Origin of the sequence: Streptomyces sp. NPDC057428 (assembly GCF_042803195.1) — a bacterium.
Taxonomy (GTDB): Bacteria; Actinomycetota; Actinomycetes; order Streptomycetales; family Streptomycetaceae; genus Streptomyces.
In genome coordinates this window covers 1-15,940 of the sequence record NZ_JBHVCT010000115.1, presented here as the reverse complement: position 1 = coordinate 15,940, position 15,940 = coordinate 1, and the positions used below count along the sequence as shown (strand labels likewise).

Genomic DNA, 15,940 nt, shown 5'->3' with positions numbered 1-15,940 from the left:
GAACGGCCCGAGATGGTCGGCGTGAACCCCGAGACCGGACACGAGCAGATGGCCGGACTCAACTTCCCCCACGGCATCGCCCAGGCCCTGTGGGCTGGCAAGCTCTTCCACATCGACCTCAACGGACAGTCCGGCATCAAGTACGACCAGGACTTCCGCTTCGGCGCCGGCGACCTGCGCCAGGCCTTCTGGCTCGTCGACCTCCTGGAGACCGCGGGCTACGAAGGCCCCCGCCACTTCGACTTCAAGCCCGTACGCACCGACGGCATCGACGGCGTCTGGGAATCCGCGAAGAACTGCATGCGCAACTACCTCGTCCTCAAGGAACGCGCCGCCGCCTTCCGCGCCGACCCCGCCGTCCAGAAAGCCCTCACCGCCTCCCGCCTGCACGAACTCGCCCGCCCCACCGCCGACGACGGCCTCAAGGCCCTCCTCGCCGACCGCACCGCCTACGAAGACTTCGACGCCACCACCACCGCCGAACGCACCATGGCCTTCGAAACCCTCGACCAACTCGCCCTGGAACACCTCCTCGGCACCCGCTGAACCAACCACGACCCGGGTTGCCCGGCGGCCCTGCCGCCGGACACCCCGGGCGGGTGTGACGTGGTGCGGAGAGCCCGCTGTGTCAGGCGCCGGTCCCCGCCGGCGGGGCGTACGCGACCGGGTCGGCCAGCACGTCCTGCACCACCAGCGCCGCCGCGCCCCGCGCCGCGTCGCCCGCGACGGACGACGCCCGCAGCCGGTCGCCGTCGCGCGACCAGAGGCCGGAGACCACGCGGCCCGTCAGTTCCTGGTCGGCAGGCGGGGACAACCACGGCATCAGGCAGCGGTATATGCCACCGAGCACCACCGCGTCCGGGTCGAAGAGGTTCACCGCGCCGGACAGTACCTGCCCCAGCATCCGGCCCGCATCGCCCACGGCGGCGAGCGCCCTGGGATCGCCGGCCTGCGCACGCCGCTCCAGTTCCCGTACACCGGCGACACCGCTGCCCGCCTCGTCGATGCCGGCCGCCCGCAGCAGGGCCGACTGGCCGGCGTACTGCTCCAGGCAGCCGTGCGAACCGCACCGGCACTCCGGTCCTGCCGGATCCACCACAACGTGCCCGATCTCCCCGGCGAAGCCGTGCGCGCCGCGCAGCAGTTCGCCGTCGAGCACCAGGGCGCCGCCGACGCCGATCTCACCCGTCAGGTACAGGAAGCTGCGGACCGGGCCGAGGCCGCCGAACCACAGCTCGGCCAGCGCCGCCAGGTTCGCCTCGTTCTCCGAGCGCACCGGCAGCGGTCCGGTCCGGGGCCGCAGAGCGGCGAGTGCCTCGGCGAACAGGTCCTCTGCGGCGACCTCGTTCCAGCCCAGGTTCGGCGCCTGCCGTACGGACCCGCCGGAGACGAGCCCGGGCAGTGCGAGAGTCGCGCCGACCGGGTACAGGTCCTGCTCCCGCGCGGAGTCCAGGGTGCGGGCGGCGATCCCGGCGGCTCTGGCCAGCACCTCGCCTGGCGGGGTCCCGCGGTTGTCCAGGTGCTCGGTCTGCCGGACGCGGCCGGTGCCGGCGAGATCCACGACGCACACCGAGACGTAGTCGATGTTGATCTCCACGCCCAGCCCGGCCGGCCCGGTGCGCGCCACTTTCAGCGCCGTACCGGGCCTGCCCGCCTGCCCGCTGAACGTCTTGCCCGACTCCGTGACGAAGCCGCTGTCGAGCAACTGCTCGACCAGGGACGACACCGCGGCGCGGGTGAGTCCGACCCGGGCCGACACCCCCGCCCTGGTGGCCTCGCCGGCCTCGCCCTCCTCCCGCACGGCGCGCAGCACGAGGCTCAGGTTGTGCCGTCGCACGGTGTCCTTGTCCGCCTTGGACCCCAGGGGCGTGAGGTAGCTCTTCATATCGTCGACGAGCCTATGTGATGCCCCTGCCCGCGGGGCTCGCGGTGCGGTCCCGTGGGTCCTGACGGGCCGGAGCCGGGGCGGGGGCCGGTTCCTGGCCCCCGCCCCCGCCCGGGACCTGCGCCGCCGGGGCTCAGGGCTTCAGGGCAGCGCGAGGGGGGCGGGGTTTCCGGGCAGAACGACGGCCGTCGAATGGCCGGTGGCGCCATGACGAGTACGGCCATGAGCAGGCGCGTTGTGACCGGGCCGAAGCGGGGGGCACCGGAGCCGGGGGAGAGTTCTCGGCCAGAGTCTTTTACAGGTGTAACACCTGCTAAGGTATGTAGGTGAGTGATACAGCCGTACGATCCCGGAAGCCGCCCGTCCGCACACTGCCGGTCGCCGGAGCCCTTCGGCTGAACAGGCCTGCGGAGACCTGGTACAAGCCCGCGCTGAGCGTGGTCGTCGCCTCCGCGGTGCCGAATCTGCTGCTGCACTCCCTCGGCCGTCTCGACCTCGTCATGTACACGATGGCCGGATCGCTCTGCGCGCTCTACGGACACGACCTGCCGTACGCCCGCCGGGCACACACCGTCGTCCGGGTGGTGCTCGGGATGGCCGCCGGTCTCGCGGTCGCCCTGGTGGCCGCCTCGCTCACCGGCTCGACGCCCGTGCTGATCGCCGTCGGCGCGCTCCTCGCGGCGGCCCAGAAGACCTTCTGCGACGCCACGCGTGTCGGCCCGCCCGGCAACGTGATCTTCGCCTTCGTCACCTCGGCCGCCCTGTTCGCGCCGCAGGAGATCGGTCAGGTGCCCGGGCACCTGGCACTGATGCTGGCCGCGGGAGCCTTCGCCTGGACCGTCACCGCCGGACCGGCGTTGTGGCACAGGGAGGGACCCGAGCGTCTCGCCGCCGCCCGCGCGCTCGACGCGGCTGCCGCGTACGTGGCAGCTCCCGGGCCGCGCACCCGGCACGCCGCCGCCGCCACGGTCCAGGGTGCCTGGCAGGCGCTGCTCGCCGCCGGGCGGTCCACCCCCGTACGCCAAGGGCTCGAACGCCTCGTCGTCCACGCCGAGCGCGCCCTCGCCGCAGCTCCGGCCGAGGGGGCCGGTCCCGCTGAACTGCGCCGATGGGCCGAGGTGACGCGCAGCCGGGGCCCCGTCCCTGAACCGCCGCCCGCGCCCGGGACCGTCGAGCAGATCTTCGGGGCCGAGGCCGAGCGCGCAGGGCGGCGGATGCGACGCGGACGGCAGGAGGCGCGGCGCGGACTGTGGCGCGCACTGGCCCCGGATTCCCCGGTGCTGCCCGTCGCCCTGCGTACCCTCGTCGGCTGCGCAATGGCCGGCTACGTGTCCTCGGTGCTGGGTGTCGGGCACCCCTACTGGGCCATCGTGACCGCAGCCTCCGTCCACCAGGCCAACCTCTCCCTCTCCTGGAGCAGGGGCCTGCAGCGGACCGTCGGCAATCTCGTCGGTGTGCTCGTCTTCGCGGCCGTCATCCCGCTCGCCCGGATCGGCCCGCTCGTCCTGGTCCTGTGCGTCCTCTCCTTCAGTTTCGCGGCCGAGGCCCTGATCACCCGGAACTACTGGCTCGGCTCCGTCGCCGTCACGCCGATGGCACTGCTCGTCCTGGAATTCGGCGGGTCCGTCCCGGCCGGGGGGCTCGTCGCCGACCGGGCTCTGGACACCGTGGTGGGCGTCGTGGTCGGACTGCTGGCCGCCGTCGCCGTCACCAACCGCCGGGCGACCGGCCGCGTGGAGAAGGCGCTCGTGGCCGCCGAAGAGGCGCGGCGCGGCGCGGAGCGGACCGTCGCCGACCCGGAGGCCGGCGCCCCCGCGCTCGCGACGGCCCGCCGGGAACTGACCCGCGGCCTGGTCGAACTGCGTGACGCCGGTGACGTCGCATCCGGTGAATGGTGGCAGCGTGCCCTGCCGGAGGAAGAGCTGCTCGTCGCCGAGCGGGCAGGACACCGTACGCTCGCGGCGACAGTACAGCGGCAGGGGCTGATCACCCCGGCTCGGGCGGACGGAGTGGTGTGACCGACGACATCGTGGCCTCGGTGGTACGGCAATGGCAGGCCGTCAACCCCGCTCTGGACACCGGGCCGATGGAACTCATCGGCCGCATCAACCGCTGCGCGGCGCTCCTCCAGCAGGCTGAGGACGCCCCGTTGCGTGCCGCCGGACTCAACCGGGCCGAGTTCGATCTGCTCGGCGCCGTACGCCGGACCGACCGCGAGCTCACCCCCGGCGAACTGGCCCGCGAGACCTTCTCGTCCGGTGCCGCCGTCACCAAGCGTCTGCGCGCGCTGCAGGATGCCGGGCTTATCGCCCGCCGCAGCGACGTCAGGGACCGAAGGGTCGCCCACGTCGGACTGACCGGGGCCGGCCGTGAGCTGGTCGACCGGCTGCTGCCCGAGCAGCTCGCCTACGAACGGTCGGTGCTCTCCGGTCTTGACGAGGGGACCCGTAGCGGGCTCAGCGGACAGCTCGGTGAGCTGCTGGTGCACCTGGAGGGCCGCCTCGGAGGCGGCCGCCACTGAGGCCCCGGACCGCCTTCGGGTCGAGGTGAACGTGGAGTCCGGTGCGGTCCGGCCGACGGGTCGGCTTCACTGACAGTGACAGTTCCGAGGGTGGCGAACCGGCACCGGGCGGCCCCGGGCTTCCGGACGGGCGGGTACAGCCGGCCAGAGGCGCACTGTCCGCACGCTCGTCCGTCGCTCAGGTGTCTGCTCCTTTCGATCTGATTCGCGCACCTGTGCCCTCATCCCACTCTGCGGTACACGGTAATTCGCAGACACTCGCGAAAATCGCTGTGACGAGCGACAAAACGGCTAGTTTTTCCATATATCTGCTGGCCATTTCTGGCTCTCCTGTGTGCCTGCCCGTCCCGTTCAGCGGGACGCGAGTGCCTGATTTCGCCCGATTCGAGTCGGGCGTCACTCCCCGCGCACGCTCGGCGGCGTTGAGTACGAAAACTGGCGAGTGTATTACTGCCCGCGTGCTCGCGCAGGGGGTTGGGTGAATGTGCCGAAGCACTGTTCTGATCTGGCTAGGCTCACGCGCAGTGAAGTCGAGTTGTTATGAATTCAAGCACTTGTTCACAACTGTCAGCACAAGTGCTGTACCTCCCGAATACCTTCCCGAATCAACCGCCAGAGGGTTTAGATGGTCCGTGTTGAATCACCGCCGACCAACAGAGACGTCCCCGCAATCCGTGCAGCGTTGCCGCCCGTCGTACTGATGGCCGGAGCCACGGCGGCCGGCGCGGTGCCGGTCACCGGGGACGTGCGGGCGGCCGTCGTCTGGTGCGGAGCGATCGCCACCGTCGTGGTCGCCGCGCTCACCGTCGTACTCAACCGCCGGCGCCGCGCGATGCGCGTGCAGCGTGCCGAGTACGAACAGCGCATCTCGCTCCTGGAGCACCGGATCGCCTCGTACGACCAGGAGACCGTCCGGCTCACCAAGGAACTCCTGCCTGCCGCGATCCGCCGGCTGCGTGCGAGCAACTCGCCGCAGGAGGTCATGCGCGACATCGTCGACGCCGACGCGTCCTACCGCAGCCTCCCCCAGGCGCAGCGCGCCCTGGTCCTCCAGGTCCTCGACATCATCGACAACGAGGAGGCGATGCGTGACTCCGCGCAGCGCGCCTTCGTCAGTGTCGCCCGCCGCGTCCAGGCCATCGTCCACCGACAGGCCAGTGAACTCCGGGAGATGGAGGACCACCACGGGCGCAACCCCGAGGTCTTCGACGACCTGCTCCGCATCGACCACGGCACCGCGTTGATCGGCCGGCTGGCCGACTCCATCGCCGTGCTCGGTGGCGCCCGGCCGAGCCGTCAGTGGCCCAAGGCAGTGCCGCTGTTCAGCGTGCTGCGCGGCGCGATGTCACGGATCCTGGAGTACCAGCGCGTCGATCTGCACTCGATCGCGAAGGTCGCCATCGTCGGCACCGCGGTCGAGCCGCTCATCCACGCATGCGCCGAGCTCCTCGACAACGCGACCCGCTACTCGCCGCCCCAGACCCGGGTGCACGTCACCGCGGTCGAGGTGCAGACGGGTATCGCCATCGAGATCGAGGACGGCGGCGTCAGCCTCAGCGAGGAGGCCAGGGCGCGGGCCGAGAAGATGCTCGCCCAGGCCCAGGCCGGCATCAACATGAACGACCTGGGGGAGTCCCCGCGGCTCGGCATGGCCGTGGTCGGCCGGCTGTCCCGCATGTACCAACTCCAGGTCTCCCTGAGGCAGTCCGCGTACGGCGGTGTCCGCGCGGTGCTCATCGTGCCGCGCGACATGATCACCACCGGGCCCGCGCCCGGCATCGCACACGGCATCGGCGCCACCTCTCGGCCCCAGAGCTCGCTCGACATGTCGCAGATGCAGCACGTCGTACCCCCGCGTGGCAAGCACAAGGCGGCCCGCCCCACGGCGACCGGCCCCGTCCCCTCGGCGGCCGTCCCCGCCGTCCCCGCGCCGGCCGCCTCCGCGGCACGGCCCGCACCCGCGGCGGCGGCCATGGGTGACGACGAGATCGTGGTGACGGAGTGGACCGCCGGCGGACTCCCGCAGCGCCGCAGCCGCGGCCGCGCACCGCTCGGTTCGCACAACCTCCCGCAGCAGTCCGCGCCTGCACCCGAGCCCGCCGCCGCACGCAACGGGCACGGCGGCGGCACGGCGGCGCCCGGCCTCTGGCTGGAGGCCTTCGCCCAGGCCGTCAACGGTGTGCCCAAGGAGCCGGACCACGGCGAAGACTCTGACGACGTGTGGGACAAGGGAGACGAGAAGTGATCCAGCAGCGGGGAAACATGGACTGGATGCTCAAGGAACTGGCCGACGACGTACCGAGCATCCACCAGATCGTGGTGCTCTCCGCCGACGGCCTGCGAATCGCCCGCCACGGTGGTGACCCGGACGTCGCCGACCGGCTCGCCGCCGCCTGTGCGGGGCTGCAGAGCCTGGCCGCGGCCGTCGCCACCGAGATCCCGTACAGCGACGGCCTCATGAAGCTCGTCGTCATCGAGGTCACGGGCGGGTTCTTCTACCTGATGGCCGCGGGAGCCGGAGCGTATCTCGCGGTGCTGGCCGGGGAGACGGTCGATGCCGGGCTCGTCGGTGCGCGCATGCGTGACATGGTCGTCCGCATCGGCGCACACCTGACGAGCCCTCCGCGCCATGACGGGCAGGCCGGATGAGTGCTCCCCGTCGAGAACGCAAGAAGGCCGACCCGGCGCTGAGCGATCCGGAACGGCTGTACGTGATCACCGGTGCTCCCGACGGTGAGCGCGCCGCGCTCGACCTCGTCACGATGGTGGTGGCACAGGCCGAGCCGTCGCCCATGGTCCAGCCCGAGCAGGCCGCGATCCTGCGGCTCTGCAGGGCGCCGTTGTCCGTCGCGGAGATCTCGGCCTACCTGAGCCTCCCCTTCAGCGTGGTCACCTCCCTCCTGACAGAACTCCTGGCGACCGAACTGATCGAGTCGCGCGCGCCCATCGTCCGCGCCGCGCTCCCCGACCGGTCCCTCCTCGAAGCGGTGATGCATGGACTTCAGAAGCTCTGACACGATCCCGGGCCCCCGCAGCGAGGACGTCCTCCCGAGCACGGCCACGGCCGCGGTGAAGGTCGTCGTCGTGGGCGGGTTCGGGGTCGGCAAGACGACGATGGTCGGCTCGGTCAGCGAGATCCGTCCTCTGACGACCGAAGAGACCATGACCCAGGCCGGCGTCGGTGTGGACGACAACAGGGGCGTGGAGACCAAGACCGCGACCACCGTCGCCATGGACTTCGGCCGGATCAGCCTCAGCGACGAACTGATCCTCTACCTCTTCGGCACCCCCGGCCAGGAGCGCTTCTGGTTCCTCTGGAACGGGCTGTTCGAAGGCGCTCTCGGAGCCGTCGTCCTCATCGACACCCGGCGCCTCCAGACCAGCTTCGACGTCATCGGCAGGCTGGAGGAGCGCGGCGTGCCGTTCGTCGTCGCGGTCAACACCTTCCCCGACGCGCCGCACCACCCGGTCGAGGCCCTGCGCAATGCCCTCGATCTGGCCGAAGAAGTACCGATGATCGACTGCGACGCCCGCCTGCGCACGTCCAGCCGCGACGTCCTGATGACCCTGATGCGCTACCTGCACAGCCTGGCCGTACCGCTCGCCGGATGACCGCACGCGCACACCTCCCCCCGAACGGACCGTGTCGCCCTGCCCGGTCCCGGAACGTCTTATCCCTGGAGCCACAGTGACAACCCCCTTCCAGCACGAACCCGGTTCGGCCGCAGGTCCGGTGCCGCCCCCGCAGTGCCCCGCGCACGGCATGGGCATCGGCCCCGGGGGACTGCGCCGCCTCTACGGCCCCGAGGCCGAGTCGGACCCCGCGGGTCTCTACGAGAAGCTCCGCGCCGAGCACGGCACGGTTGCGCCCGTCCTGATGCACGGTGACGTCCCCGCCTGGCTGGTGCTCGGGCACAGCGAGAACCTCCAACTGACCCGTACGCCCTCGCAGTTCTCCCGTGACTCACGCCGGTGGCACGCCCTGCGGGACGGAAGCGTGGCCGCGGACCACCCGCTGGCCCCGATCTTCACCTGGCAGCCGGTGTGCTCCTTCGCCGAGGGTGAGACCCACGAGCGACTGCGCGGAGCGGTCACCGACAGCATCGCCCGCATCGACACCCGCGGCGTCCGCCGCCACATCAACCGCTACAGCAACCGGCTCGTCAACGACTTCTGCCAGGAGGGCCACGCCGACCTGGTCAGCCAGTTCGCCGAACAGCTCCCGATGATGGTCATGTGCGCGATCGTCGGCATGCCGGAGGACTACAGCGAGCGCCTGGTGGAGGCGGCCCGTGACCTGACACGGGGCACCGAGACCGCCATCGCGAGCAACGCCTTCCTGGTCGACACGCTGAACCGCCTCGTGGAGCGCCGCAGGGAGACACCGGCCGAGGACTTCGCGACCTGGCTCGTCGAGCACCCCGCAGCGCTCACCGACAAGGAGGTCGCCGAGCACCTGCGCGTGGTGCTCATCGTCGCGTACGAGACGACCACCAACCTCATCGCGAACGTACTGCGCATGGTGCTCACCGACCCGAGGTTCCGGGCGCGGCTGAGCGGCGGGCACATGACCGTGCCCGAAGCCGTGGAGCAGACCCTGTGGGACGAACCGCCGTTCACCTCGATCCTGGGACGCTGGGCGGTGGGCGACACCGAGCTCGGCGGACAGCAGATCAAGGCCGGTGACGCACTGATCGTCGGGATCGCCCCGGCCAACACCGATCCCGTCGTCCGGCCCGACCTGACCGCGGGCATGGAGGGCAACCGCGCCCACATGGCCTTCAGCAGCGGACCCCACGAGTGCCCGGGGCAGGACATCGGGCGCGCCATCGCCGACGTGGGCGTCGACGCGCTGCTGATGCGCCTTCCCGACCTGGAACTCAGCGTCGACGAGGACAAACTGACCTGGGTGGGCAACTTCGTCTCCCGGCATCTGGTGGACCTGCCCGCGAGCTTCGCCCCCAGTCCCCAGCAGAAGATCGACGACGAACCGCTGCCCGCCATGGCGAGGTCCCGGGCGGCGACCGACTGGGAAGTGGCCTCGCCCGGACGCAAAAGCCCCGGGGGAGCGGTCCCCGCGGGCCACGCACCGGCCGGCGTGCGGACCGCCGACCCGCTCGCGGCTTCGGCACAGGGAGCCCTCATTCCGGGTCAGCGGACCGGGCGGACGAAGATCTGGCACGCCGTCGTGCGGTGGTGGAACGGTCACTGAGGCCGGACCGCAGGAGACCGGACCGGCGCCCCGGGCCTTCGGGTCCGGGGTACCGGGCCCCCGCCCCGTACCATCGAGCAGCGTGAAGCTGACAATTCTTGGCGGCGGCGGATTCCGCGTGCCACTCGTGTACGGGGCGCTGCTCGGGGACCACGCCGAGGGCCGCGTCTCCCGGGTGACCCTGTACGACACGGACGCGGACCGGCTCACCGCCGTCGCCCGGGTGCTCGCTGAACAGGCGGCCGGTGTCGCAGACGCGCCCGAGACCGTCGCAACCGACGACCTGGACGCGGCTCTGCGGGGGGCGGACTTCGTCTTCTCCGCCATCCGGGTGGGCGGACTCGAAGGCCGCGCGGCCGACGAGCGCGTCGCACTCGACGAAGGCGTCCTCGGCCAGGAGACGGTCGGGGCGGGCGGGATCGCCTTCGGGCTGCGCACGGTCCCCGTGGCCACCGAGCTGGCCCGCCGCATCGCCAGGCTCGCCCCCGACGCCTGGGTCATCAACTTCACCAACCCGGCCGGCCTGGTCACCGAGGCCATGTCCCGGCACCTCGGCGACCGGGTCATCGGCATCTGCGACTCCCCGGTGGGGCTGGGCCGCAGGATCGCCCGGGTGCTCGGCGCGGACCCGGACCTGGCGTGGATCGACTACGTCGGACTCAACCACCTGGGCTGGGTCCGCGGACTCCGCGTCGGAGGCCGCGACGAACTCCCGCGCCTGCTCGGCGACCCGGCGCTGCTCGGTTCCTTCGAGGAGGGCCGGCTCTTCGGCTCCGACTGGCTGCGTTCGCTGGGTGCCGTCCCCAACGAGTACCTGCACTACTACTACTTCAACCGGGAGGCCGTCCGCGCCTACCAGGACGCCGAGCAGACCCGGGGCGCCTTCCTCCGTGAGCAGCAGGAGGGGTTCTACGCACTGATGAAGGACCCGGCCGCTCCCGCGCTGGCCACCTGGGACCGTACGCGTGCCGAACGCGAGGCGACCTACATGTCGGAGAACCGGGACGTGGCCGGGGCCGGCGAGCGGGAGGAGAGCGACCTCGAATCCGGCGGCTACGAGCAGGTGGCCCTCGCCCTGATGCGCGCCGTCGCCCGCGACGAGCGCACCACACTGATCCTCAACGTGCGCAACCGTGGCACGCTCTCCGTCCTCGACGCGGACGCCGTCATCGAAGTGCCCTGCCTGGTCGACGCCAACGGCGCCCACCCGGTCGCCGTCGACCCCCTCCCGTACCACGCGGTCGGGCTGGTCACCGCGGTGAAGGCGGTGGAGCGGGCGGTGCTGGAGGCTGCGGAGAGCGGTTCGCGGGAGGCGGCCGTGCGGGCCTTCGCCCTGCATCCGCTGGTCGACTCCGTCTCCGTCGCCCGGCGCCTGGTCGAGGGATACACCCGGGTCCACCCGGGGCTCGCCTACCTCGACCGGCCGTGACGGAGCCTGTCCGCGACCCGTGTCAGGGGGCGGAGAGCGCCCTCGGCCCGCCGGACGGGTCCCAGGAGGGCGCCACGCCGGTGATCTGGCAGACCATCAGGAACAGTGGGATCGGCGGGGTGTACGGCGTGCGGCTGTCCGGCGCGTGGATCAGGCGGGGCCGCCCCGCGGGTACGTAGGCCCCGGTGGCGTACGACGCCTGTTCGGGCCAGTCCAGATCGAGATCGGAACCGGACGGCACGATCCACCACCACTGGTCCGCATCGGCGAACACGCAACCGGTGCGGGGGAGGTGCGACATCAGCCGGAACCCGTACTGCGCGGGGACCCCCACGGCGTCGCAGCCGAGGCTCGCCGACAGCGCGGGCGGCAGCGGAAGCCGCACCCGGCCCGTCGTGCCTTCCTCCTCGCCCGACCGGCCGTGACGCGCGCCGAGCAGGTGGGACAGCGCTTGCTTCAGCATGCCCGCTCCGTGCCGTCCGGGAGCTCCGCCCACACGATCCGACCGGAGTGGACCCCCGCGTCGTGTGAACCCCAGGCCAGGGACATGGAGTCGACGAGCAGCAGTCCGCGACCGTGTTCGCCGTCGGCCGTGAGGGACAGCCGTGGACCACCGGGCTGGTGTCCCTGGTCCTGCACCGCTATGCGCAACCGTCCCCCGCCGCACCGGAGCTCGCAGACCACCCGCGCGCTCGCCGTGTGCACGACGGCGTTGGTGAACAGTTCCGAGACGATCAGGACCGCCGCGTCGTGCGTGTCCCCCGTCAGCCGCCACTCGTCGAGCCTGGCCTGCGTCAGGCGGCGTGCACCCGCCACCGATTCGGGGTGTGCGGGCAGCGCGAAGCAGTAACGGAGCGCCTCCGCCCCGGGGCTGAGGTCCACGAACCGGGGAATGAGCGCACTGCCAGGTGCCACGACCGAATCCTCACAGTGGGGGCTGTGTCACGCTTCGCGCCGTCCCGGAACGGGGCGGGCGCGACCACGCGAACTGGTTCATCCCCAACTCTCTCTCTGACATGCACACTTGGCAAGGGGCACTCTGAAAATTCCAGAGTGGCTGTGTCCTTCGGACGCATGTGCATGGCACACTGCTGACACACCATGCATCGGGAGGTCTGAAGTGAGCGAACCGCGGTCCGCCCCGACCGTGGGGCAGGTGGTTCTGGGCAAGCGACTGCAGGATCTGCGGGAGCGCGTCGGCCTGAACCGCGACCAGGCTGCGAAGGTGCTCCGTGTCGCCCCGGGCACCATACGCAGGATGGAGACAGCCGAAGTCGGGCTGAAGATCCCGTACGTCCAACTCCTGCTCAAGGCCTACGGGATCGCCGACGACGAGGCCGACGCGTTCGTCGAGCTCGCGGAGGAGGCCAACAAGCCCGGCTGGTGGCAGCGTTTCCACGACGTGCTGCCCGACTGGTTCAGCATGTACGTCAGTCTGGAGGGCGCGGCGAGCCTCCTCCGTACGTACGAACCCCACTTCGTCCCGGGCCTGTTGCAGACCGAGGACTACGCCCGCTCCGTCCTGCGTACCGGAGCGGTCGGCCAGGCCCGGCCCGAGGACATCGAGCGCTACGTGGCGCTGCGCATGGAACGGCAGTCCCTGCTGACCAAGGCGGAGGCGCCGAAGCTGTGGGTGGTGATGGACGAGACCGTCCTGCGCCGCCCCGTCGGCGACCCCGATGTCATGCGGGCCCAGGCCGACCGGCTGCTCGAAGCGACGGACCTGCCCAACGTCACCCTGCAGGTCGCGGAGTTCGCGAACGGTCACCACCCGGGCACCTACGGACCGTTCGTCCTCTTCCGCTTCGCCATCCCGGAACTCCCGGACATGGTCTACAGCGAGTACCTGACCGGCGCCGTGTACTTCGACGCGCGCCCCGAGGTGGCTTCCTATCTCGAGGTCATGGACCGCATGGCGGCCCATGCCGCGACTGCACAACGCACGAAGGAAATCCTCAGGGACTTCCGCAAGGAGCTGTGATGAACCACATATACAACGGCATGCCGGCCGCCGACCTCGGCAGTGAAGGCTGGTACAAGCCGTGGAGCGGTGGTAACGGGGGCAACTGCATCGAGGCCATGAAGCTGGCAGACGGCAGGGTCGCCGTGCGGCAGTCCGCCGACCCGGACGGCCCCGCGCTCATCTACTCCAACGGCGAGGTCGCCGCTTTCATCCAGGGCGCCAAGGCCGGCCAGGCCGATTTCCTGCTCACTTGACACACAGCCGTACATCTTTCGCCCAAACGCTGTTCGCCGCAATCACCGACCTCGGCGGCAAGGACAACTTTCCGATCGACGAACAGATGGCCCAGGAGCTCCTCGCTGCCTGACCCGGCGGGTGGGCCCGGACCACCCTGACCGGCGCCCCTCGCCGGCCCCTCCGGGCTGCAGGTCACAATAGACCCATGTCACGACGTACCTCCCGCCCCCGCGGATCGGCCCCCGCCGGAGCGAGCCCCGGCCGGATCACCCCGCAATCACCGTGTCCGTGCGGCCTGCGCGCCACGTACGGGGACTGCTGCGGCAGGCTGCACGCGGGGACGGCGGCCGCCCCGACCTGCGAGGCGCTGATGCGCTCCCGGTACGCGGCCTTCGTCGTCCAGGACGCCGGCTATCTGCTGCGCACCTGGCACCCGGAGACGCGCCCGCCGTCCGTGGACTTCGACCCGGCGATGCGCTGGACGGGTCTGGACATCCTGGAGACCACGGAGGGGAGCGCGTTCCACACCACCGGCACGGTGACCTTCCGCGCGCACTACACCGACGGCGGCCGTCCCGGCGCCCTCCACGAGAAGAGCCGCTTCGTGCGGCACGACGGGGCCTGGGTCTACGCGACGGCGGTCTTCGTCGACTGAGACCGACCGGCAAATGGGGAGCGGCGTCGCGGGGCTGGGCACGCACTCCCCCAAGCTCTCGGCTTCGCTCGAGCAGGGAGGGCCCCCCTCCGGCGTTGTCGTCAATCACCATGGCTCCGCCATGCCTCAGTCCTCCGCCTTGCAGCTGCACGCACCCAGCCCCGCTCCTTCTTCCACCCCCCATTCGCCGGTCGGTCTGAGACGGATCAGCTCAGCAGTTGCCTCACCGAGTCCCGCATCCTGGCGACGAACGACTCGCGGACCTCGTCCGTGACACGGTCCAGGGACAGGTACGGATTGAGGTCCTCCAGCTCGACGAGGAGCAGTTCGCCTCCGGCCGTCCGGCAGGCGTCCACCCGCTGGATGCCGTGCGTGAGGGTGTTCCACTCCACGAAGCGGCGCGCGAAGTCGAGGTCCGCCGGACTCGGCGCGTACGGCTCCAGCACCCATCGCCGCTCCGGATGCGGCGCGTGCAGGGCGTACTGGAAGTCGTGGTCCACGAAGTAGAAGGACACCTCGTAGCGGAAGTCGATCCAGGGCTGGACGAGCAGGGTGTCGCCGGAGTCCGCCGGGAGCTCCGGGGCCGCGGTGGAGCGCAGGCCCACCGAATCCGCGCCGAGCTTCGGCTTGACGACGTACTGAGCCGCTCGGGGGAGCAGCCCGAGGTCCTCGGCACGGTCCACGGTCGGGATGACAGGGAAGCCGTCACGGCTCAGGCCGACCAGGTACTGCTTGCCCACCATGTCACCACGCCCGTCGAGCGTGTTGTAGACACGGACGCCCGACTCCCGCGCCCTGGCCCGGAACGCGTCGTGGGCCTCCCGGTAGTGGAGCACGGGACCGCTGTTGCGGACGACGGCCGCGTCGAACCGGTCGAGCAGGGCCGCCGCATCACAGGGGTGACAGAGCGCGATGTCGAAGGACTCTCGCAGCCGGGAGGTCAGGAAGATGTCCTCGTCGCAGTAACGCCGGCCGCGCGCCTCGTAGGCGAGATCCGTGACGAAGAGGACGGAGGGACGCTGTCCGCCGGACGGGGCGCTCAAAGGTACTCCCAGGGGGTTCGGGATCGGGTCGTGGGCCAATAGCTATGCCGGTGCTGCCCGTTCACGACCATGGAGCGCTTTGATCTCTGCCCCACAGGAGTCACTCGTGTCCCAGGTGTCGTCACCGCCCGATATTCTCTCGCCCGCCTTCGCAGCCGGTCCCGACGGGGCCTGCCGGCTGGGCGGCGGGGGCCGGGCCGGCCGGGCCCCGGCGGTGCGGCCCCGGCCCGGCAGAGGAAGGCCGTCCAGATCCTGGGCGGCGCCGGCTACAGCCGGGACCGAGAGCACCCCTCTCCCGCAAGCGCTACCAGGGCCCGCCAGGACGCACCGCGAGATGAGGGTGATGGGCCGACAGCACCTTGTTGGCCCACGCGAGCTCGGACAGTGCCTGCTCCCGGTCGGCCTGGTCCTCGATGCCCAGCCTCGGCCCCCGGAACCTGCGCACCTCGCGGGCGGCGCAGTCGGCGTCGAACTCCGCCTGCAGGATGTGCGGCGGGGTGCAGGAGCCGATGAGCGCGGCGACCCGGTCCGGGATGGGCACGGGGACGAGAAGGTGCGAGGCGGTCATGGGGGGGGTTCCCTTTCGGGTGGTCGGCCAGGAGGCGGTGCTGTGCGGCGGCCGGTGTGCCACCACTCCTCCATATGTACGGGACGCGGTTCCTGGTTTCTCGTTGAGAACGTCTCCGTGTGACAACCGTTTGGGACTGACCGTCTATTTCGCATTACTTGCAAGTAAGTTGACGCGCGGTGTCTCATGTGATGCACCGTCAGTTCAGGTTCTGGGTGCCGTGCGTCCGTAACTGCAGGGCCCGCAGCACGGCTCGGTGGCGAAGCGGGGATCCCGCTCTCCCGAACCAACCGCAACCCCGAGGTCGAAGAGGTCTTCGGAGCCCTTTCGATGCAAACATTCAGCGGGTAATCGGAGCGTGATGGTTTCCGGCGTTGGATGACTGGCCGTCACGGTGGGAGCGTGGTGGAAGCGGGATGCGGTGTGG

General features: G+C 70.9%; 16 protein-coding genes and 1 pseudogene. 12 read left to right on the top strand and 5 right to left on the bottom strand.

All coding sequences use genetic code 11. The features are described from left to right. A pseudogene (locus ACFU5K_RS28640) lies at positions 1-546 on the top strand (xylose isomerase); the annotation flags it as partial. Positions 547-628: 82 nt separating this feature from the next. On the opposite strand, the gene ACFU5K_RS28635 reads toward ACFU5K_RS28640, so the two are convergent. Continuing rightward, positions 629-1,885, bottom strand: a complete 1,257-nt coding sequence (locus ACFU5K_RS28635; RefSeq protein ID WP_384066742.1) for an ROK family protein — start codon at positions 1,883-1,885, stop codon at positions 629-631. Between the two features lie 326 nt (positions 1,886-2,211). Between ACFU5K_RS28635 and ACFU5K_RS28630 the strand changes: the two genes are divergently transcribed. The 8 genes from ACFU5K_RS28630 to ACFU5K_RS28595 all read left to right on the top strand — a co-directional run bounded on the left by ACFU5K_RS28630 (position 2,212) and on the right by ACFU5K_RS28595 (position 11,047). Further along, positions 2,212-3,903: an FUSC family protein gene (locus ACFU5K_RS28630; protein ID WP_384066740.1), complete on the top strand. Its 1,692-nt coding sequence runs from the start codon at positions 2,212-2,214 to the stop codon at positions 3,901-3,903. Next, the gene (locus ACFU5K_RS28625; RefSeq protein ID WP_384066738.1) at positions 3,900-4,406 is read left to right on the top strand and encodes a MarR family winged helix-turn-helix transcriptional regulator; all 507 of its coding nucleotides are present in this window, start codon (positions 3,900-3,902) and stop codon (positions 4,404-4,406) included. Before ACFU5K_RS28630 ends, ACFU5K_RS28625 begins: the two co-directional genes overlap by 4 nt. Positions 4,407-5,031: 625 nt before the next feature. After that, on the top strand, positions 5,032-6,651 hold the full coding sequence (locus tag ACFU5K_RS28620; protein ID WP_384066736.1) for a sensor histidine kinase: 1,620 nt from the start codon (positions 5,032-5,034) through the stop codon (positions 6,649-6,651). Continuing rightward, on the top strand, positions 6,648-7,055 hold the full coding sequence (locus tag ACFU5K_RS28615; RefSeq protein ID WP_014152870.1) for a roadblock/LC7 domain-containing protein: 408 nt from the start codon (positions 6,648-6,650) through the stop codon (positions 7,053-7,055). Before ACFU5K_RS28620 ends, ACFU5K_RS28615 begins: the two co-directional genes overlap by 4 nt. Further along, positions 7,052-7,420: a DUF742 domain-containing protein gene (locus tag ACFU5K_RS28610; protein WP_327112472.1), complete on the top strand. Its 369-nt coding sequence runs from the start codon at positions 7,052-7,054 to the stop codon at positions 7,418-7,420. Before ACFU5K_RS28615 ends, ACFU5K_RS28610 begins: the two co-directional genes overlap by 4 nt. Next, the gene (locus ACFU5K_RS28605; protein WP_384066733.1) at positions 7,401-8,018 is read left to right on the top strand and encodes an ATP/GTP-binding protein; all 618 of its coding nucleotides are present in this window, start codon (positions 7,401-7,403) and stop codon (positions 8,016-8,018) included. The genes ACFU5K_RS28610 and ACFU5K_RS28605 overlap by 20 nt, the downstream gene beginning before the upstream one ends. 76 nt (positions 8,019-8,094) lie before the next feature. Continuing rightward, a complete protein-coding gene (locus ACFU5K_RS28600) occupies positions 8,095-9,618 on the top strand; it encodes a cytochrome P450 (protein WP_384066731.1) in 1,524 nt (507 codons plus the stop codon). An 82-nt stretch (positions 9,619-9,700) separates the two neighbouring features. Further along, on the top strand, positions 9,701-11,047 hold the full coding sequence (locus ACFU5K_RS28595) for a 6-phospho-beta-glucosidase (RefSeq protein ID WP_384066730.1): 1,347 nt from the start codon (positions 9,701-9,703) through the stop codon (positions 11,045-11,047). Positions 11,048-11,069: 22 nt separating this feature from the next. Here the strand turns inward: ACFU5K_RS28595 and ACFU5K_RS28590 are convergent, their stop codons facing one another. Together ACFU5K_RS28590 and ACFU5K_RS28585 are read right to left on the bottom strand one after the other, a co-directional pair. Further along, on the bottom strand, positions 11,070-11,510 hold the full coding sequence (locus tag ACFU5K_RS28590) for a hypothetical protein (RefSeq protein ID WP_384066729.1): 441 nt from the start codon (positions 11,508-11,510) through the stop codon (positions 11,070-11,072). After that, the gene (locus tag ACFU5K_RS28585; protein WP_384066727.1) at positions 11,504-11,962 is read right to left on the bottom strand and encodes an ATP-binding protein; all 459 of its coding nucleotides are present in this window, start codon (positions 11,960-11,962) and stop codon (positions 11,504-11,506) included. Before ACFU5K_RS28585 ends, ACFU5K_RS28590 begins: the two co-directional genes overlap by 7 nt. 205 nt (positions 11,963-12,167) lie before the next feature. On the opposite strand from ACFU5K_RS28585, the gene ACFU5K_RS28580 reads away from it, so the two are divergent. The 3 genes from ACFU5K_RS28580 (at position 12,168) to ACFU5K_RS28570 (ending at position 13,902) form a co-directional block, all read left to right on the top strand. Next, positions 12,168-13,028, top strand: coding sequence for a helix-turn-helix domain-containing protein (locus ACFU5K_RS28580; protein WP_384066725.1), 861 nt, complete (start codon positions 12,168-12,170; stop codon positions 13,026-13,028). Next, positions 13,028-13,264: a DUF397 domain-containing protein gene (locus tag ACFU5K_RS28575; protein ID WP_384066723.1), complete on the top strand. Its 237-nt coding sequence runs from the start codon at positions 13,028-13,030 to the stop codon at positions 13,262-13,264. Before ACFU5K_RS28580 ends, ACFU5K_RS28575 begins: the two co-directional genes overlap by 1 nt. A gap of 188 nt (positions 13,265-13,452) precedes the next feature. Further along, a complete protein-coding gene (locus ACFU5K_RS28570; protein WP_384066721.1) occupies positions 13,453-13,902 on the top strand; it encodes a YchJ family protein in 450 nt (149 codons plus the stop codon). A 206-nt stretch (positions 13,903-14,108) separates the two neighbouring features. On the opposite strand, the gene ACFU5K_RS28565 is transcribed toward ACFU5K_RS28570, so the two are convergent. Together ACFU5K_RS28565 and ACFU5K_RS28560 are read right to left on the bottom strand one after the other, a co-directional pair. Further along, positions 14,109-14,945, bottom strand: coding sequence for a hypothetical protein (locus tag ACFU5K_RS28565; protein WP_384066720.1), 837 nt, complete (start codon positions 14,943-14,945; stop codon positions 14,109-14,111). Positions 14,946-15,249: 304 nt separating this feature from the next. Continuing rightward, positions 15,250-15,513 carry a hypothetical protein gene (locus ACFU5K_RS28560; RefSeq protein WP_384066718.1) on the bottom strand — a complete coding sequence of 88 codons (264 nt, stop codon included), beginning with the start codon at positions 15,511-15,513 and terminating at the stop codon, positions 15,250-15,252. Positions 15,514-15,940 lie beyond the last annotated feature (427 nt).

Bases quoted from the DNA above. Each gene is read 5' to 3' on its own strand.
- ACFU5K_RS28635 (WP_384066742.1), bottom strand. From the start codon at position 1,885: ATGAAGAGCTACCTCACGCCCCTGGGGTCCAAGGCGGACAAGGACACC.
- ACFU5K_RS28620 (WP_384066736.1), top strand. From the start codon at position 5,032: ATGGTCCGTGTTGAATCACCGCCGACCAACAGAGACGTCCCCGCAATC.
- ACFU5K_RS28610 (WP_327112472.1), top strand. From the start codon at position 7,052: ATGAGTGCTCCCCGTCGAGAACGCAAGAAGGCCGACCCGGCGCTGAGC.
- ACFU5K_RS28605 (WP_384066733.1), top strand. From the start codon at position 7,401: ATGGACTTCAGAAGCTCTGACACGATCCCGGGCCCCCGCAGCGAGGAC.
- ACFU5K_RS28590 (WP_384066729.1), bottom strand. From the start codon at position 11,510: ATGCTGAAGCAAGCGCTGTCCCACCTGCTCGGCGCGCGTCACGGCCGG.
- ACFU5K_RS28575 (WP_384066723.1), top strand. From the start codon at position 13,028: ATGAACCACATATACAACGGCATGCCGGCCGCCGACCTCGGCAGTGAA.
- ACFU5K_RS28570 (WP_384066721.1), top strand. From the start codon at position 13,453: ATGTCACGACGTACCTCCCGCCCCCGCGGATCGGCCCCCGCCGGAGCG.
- ACFU5K_RS28560 (WP_384066718.1), bottom strand. From the start codon at position 15,513: ATGACCGCCTCGCACCTTCTCGTCCCCGTGCCCATCCCGGACCGGGTC.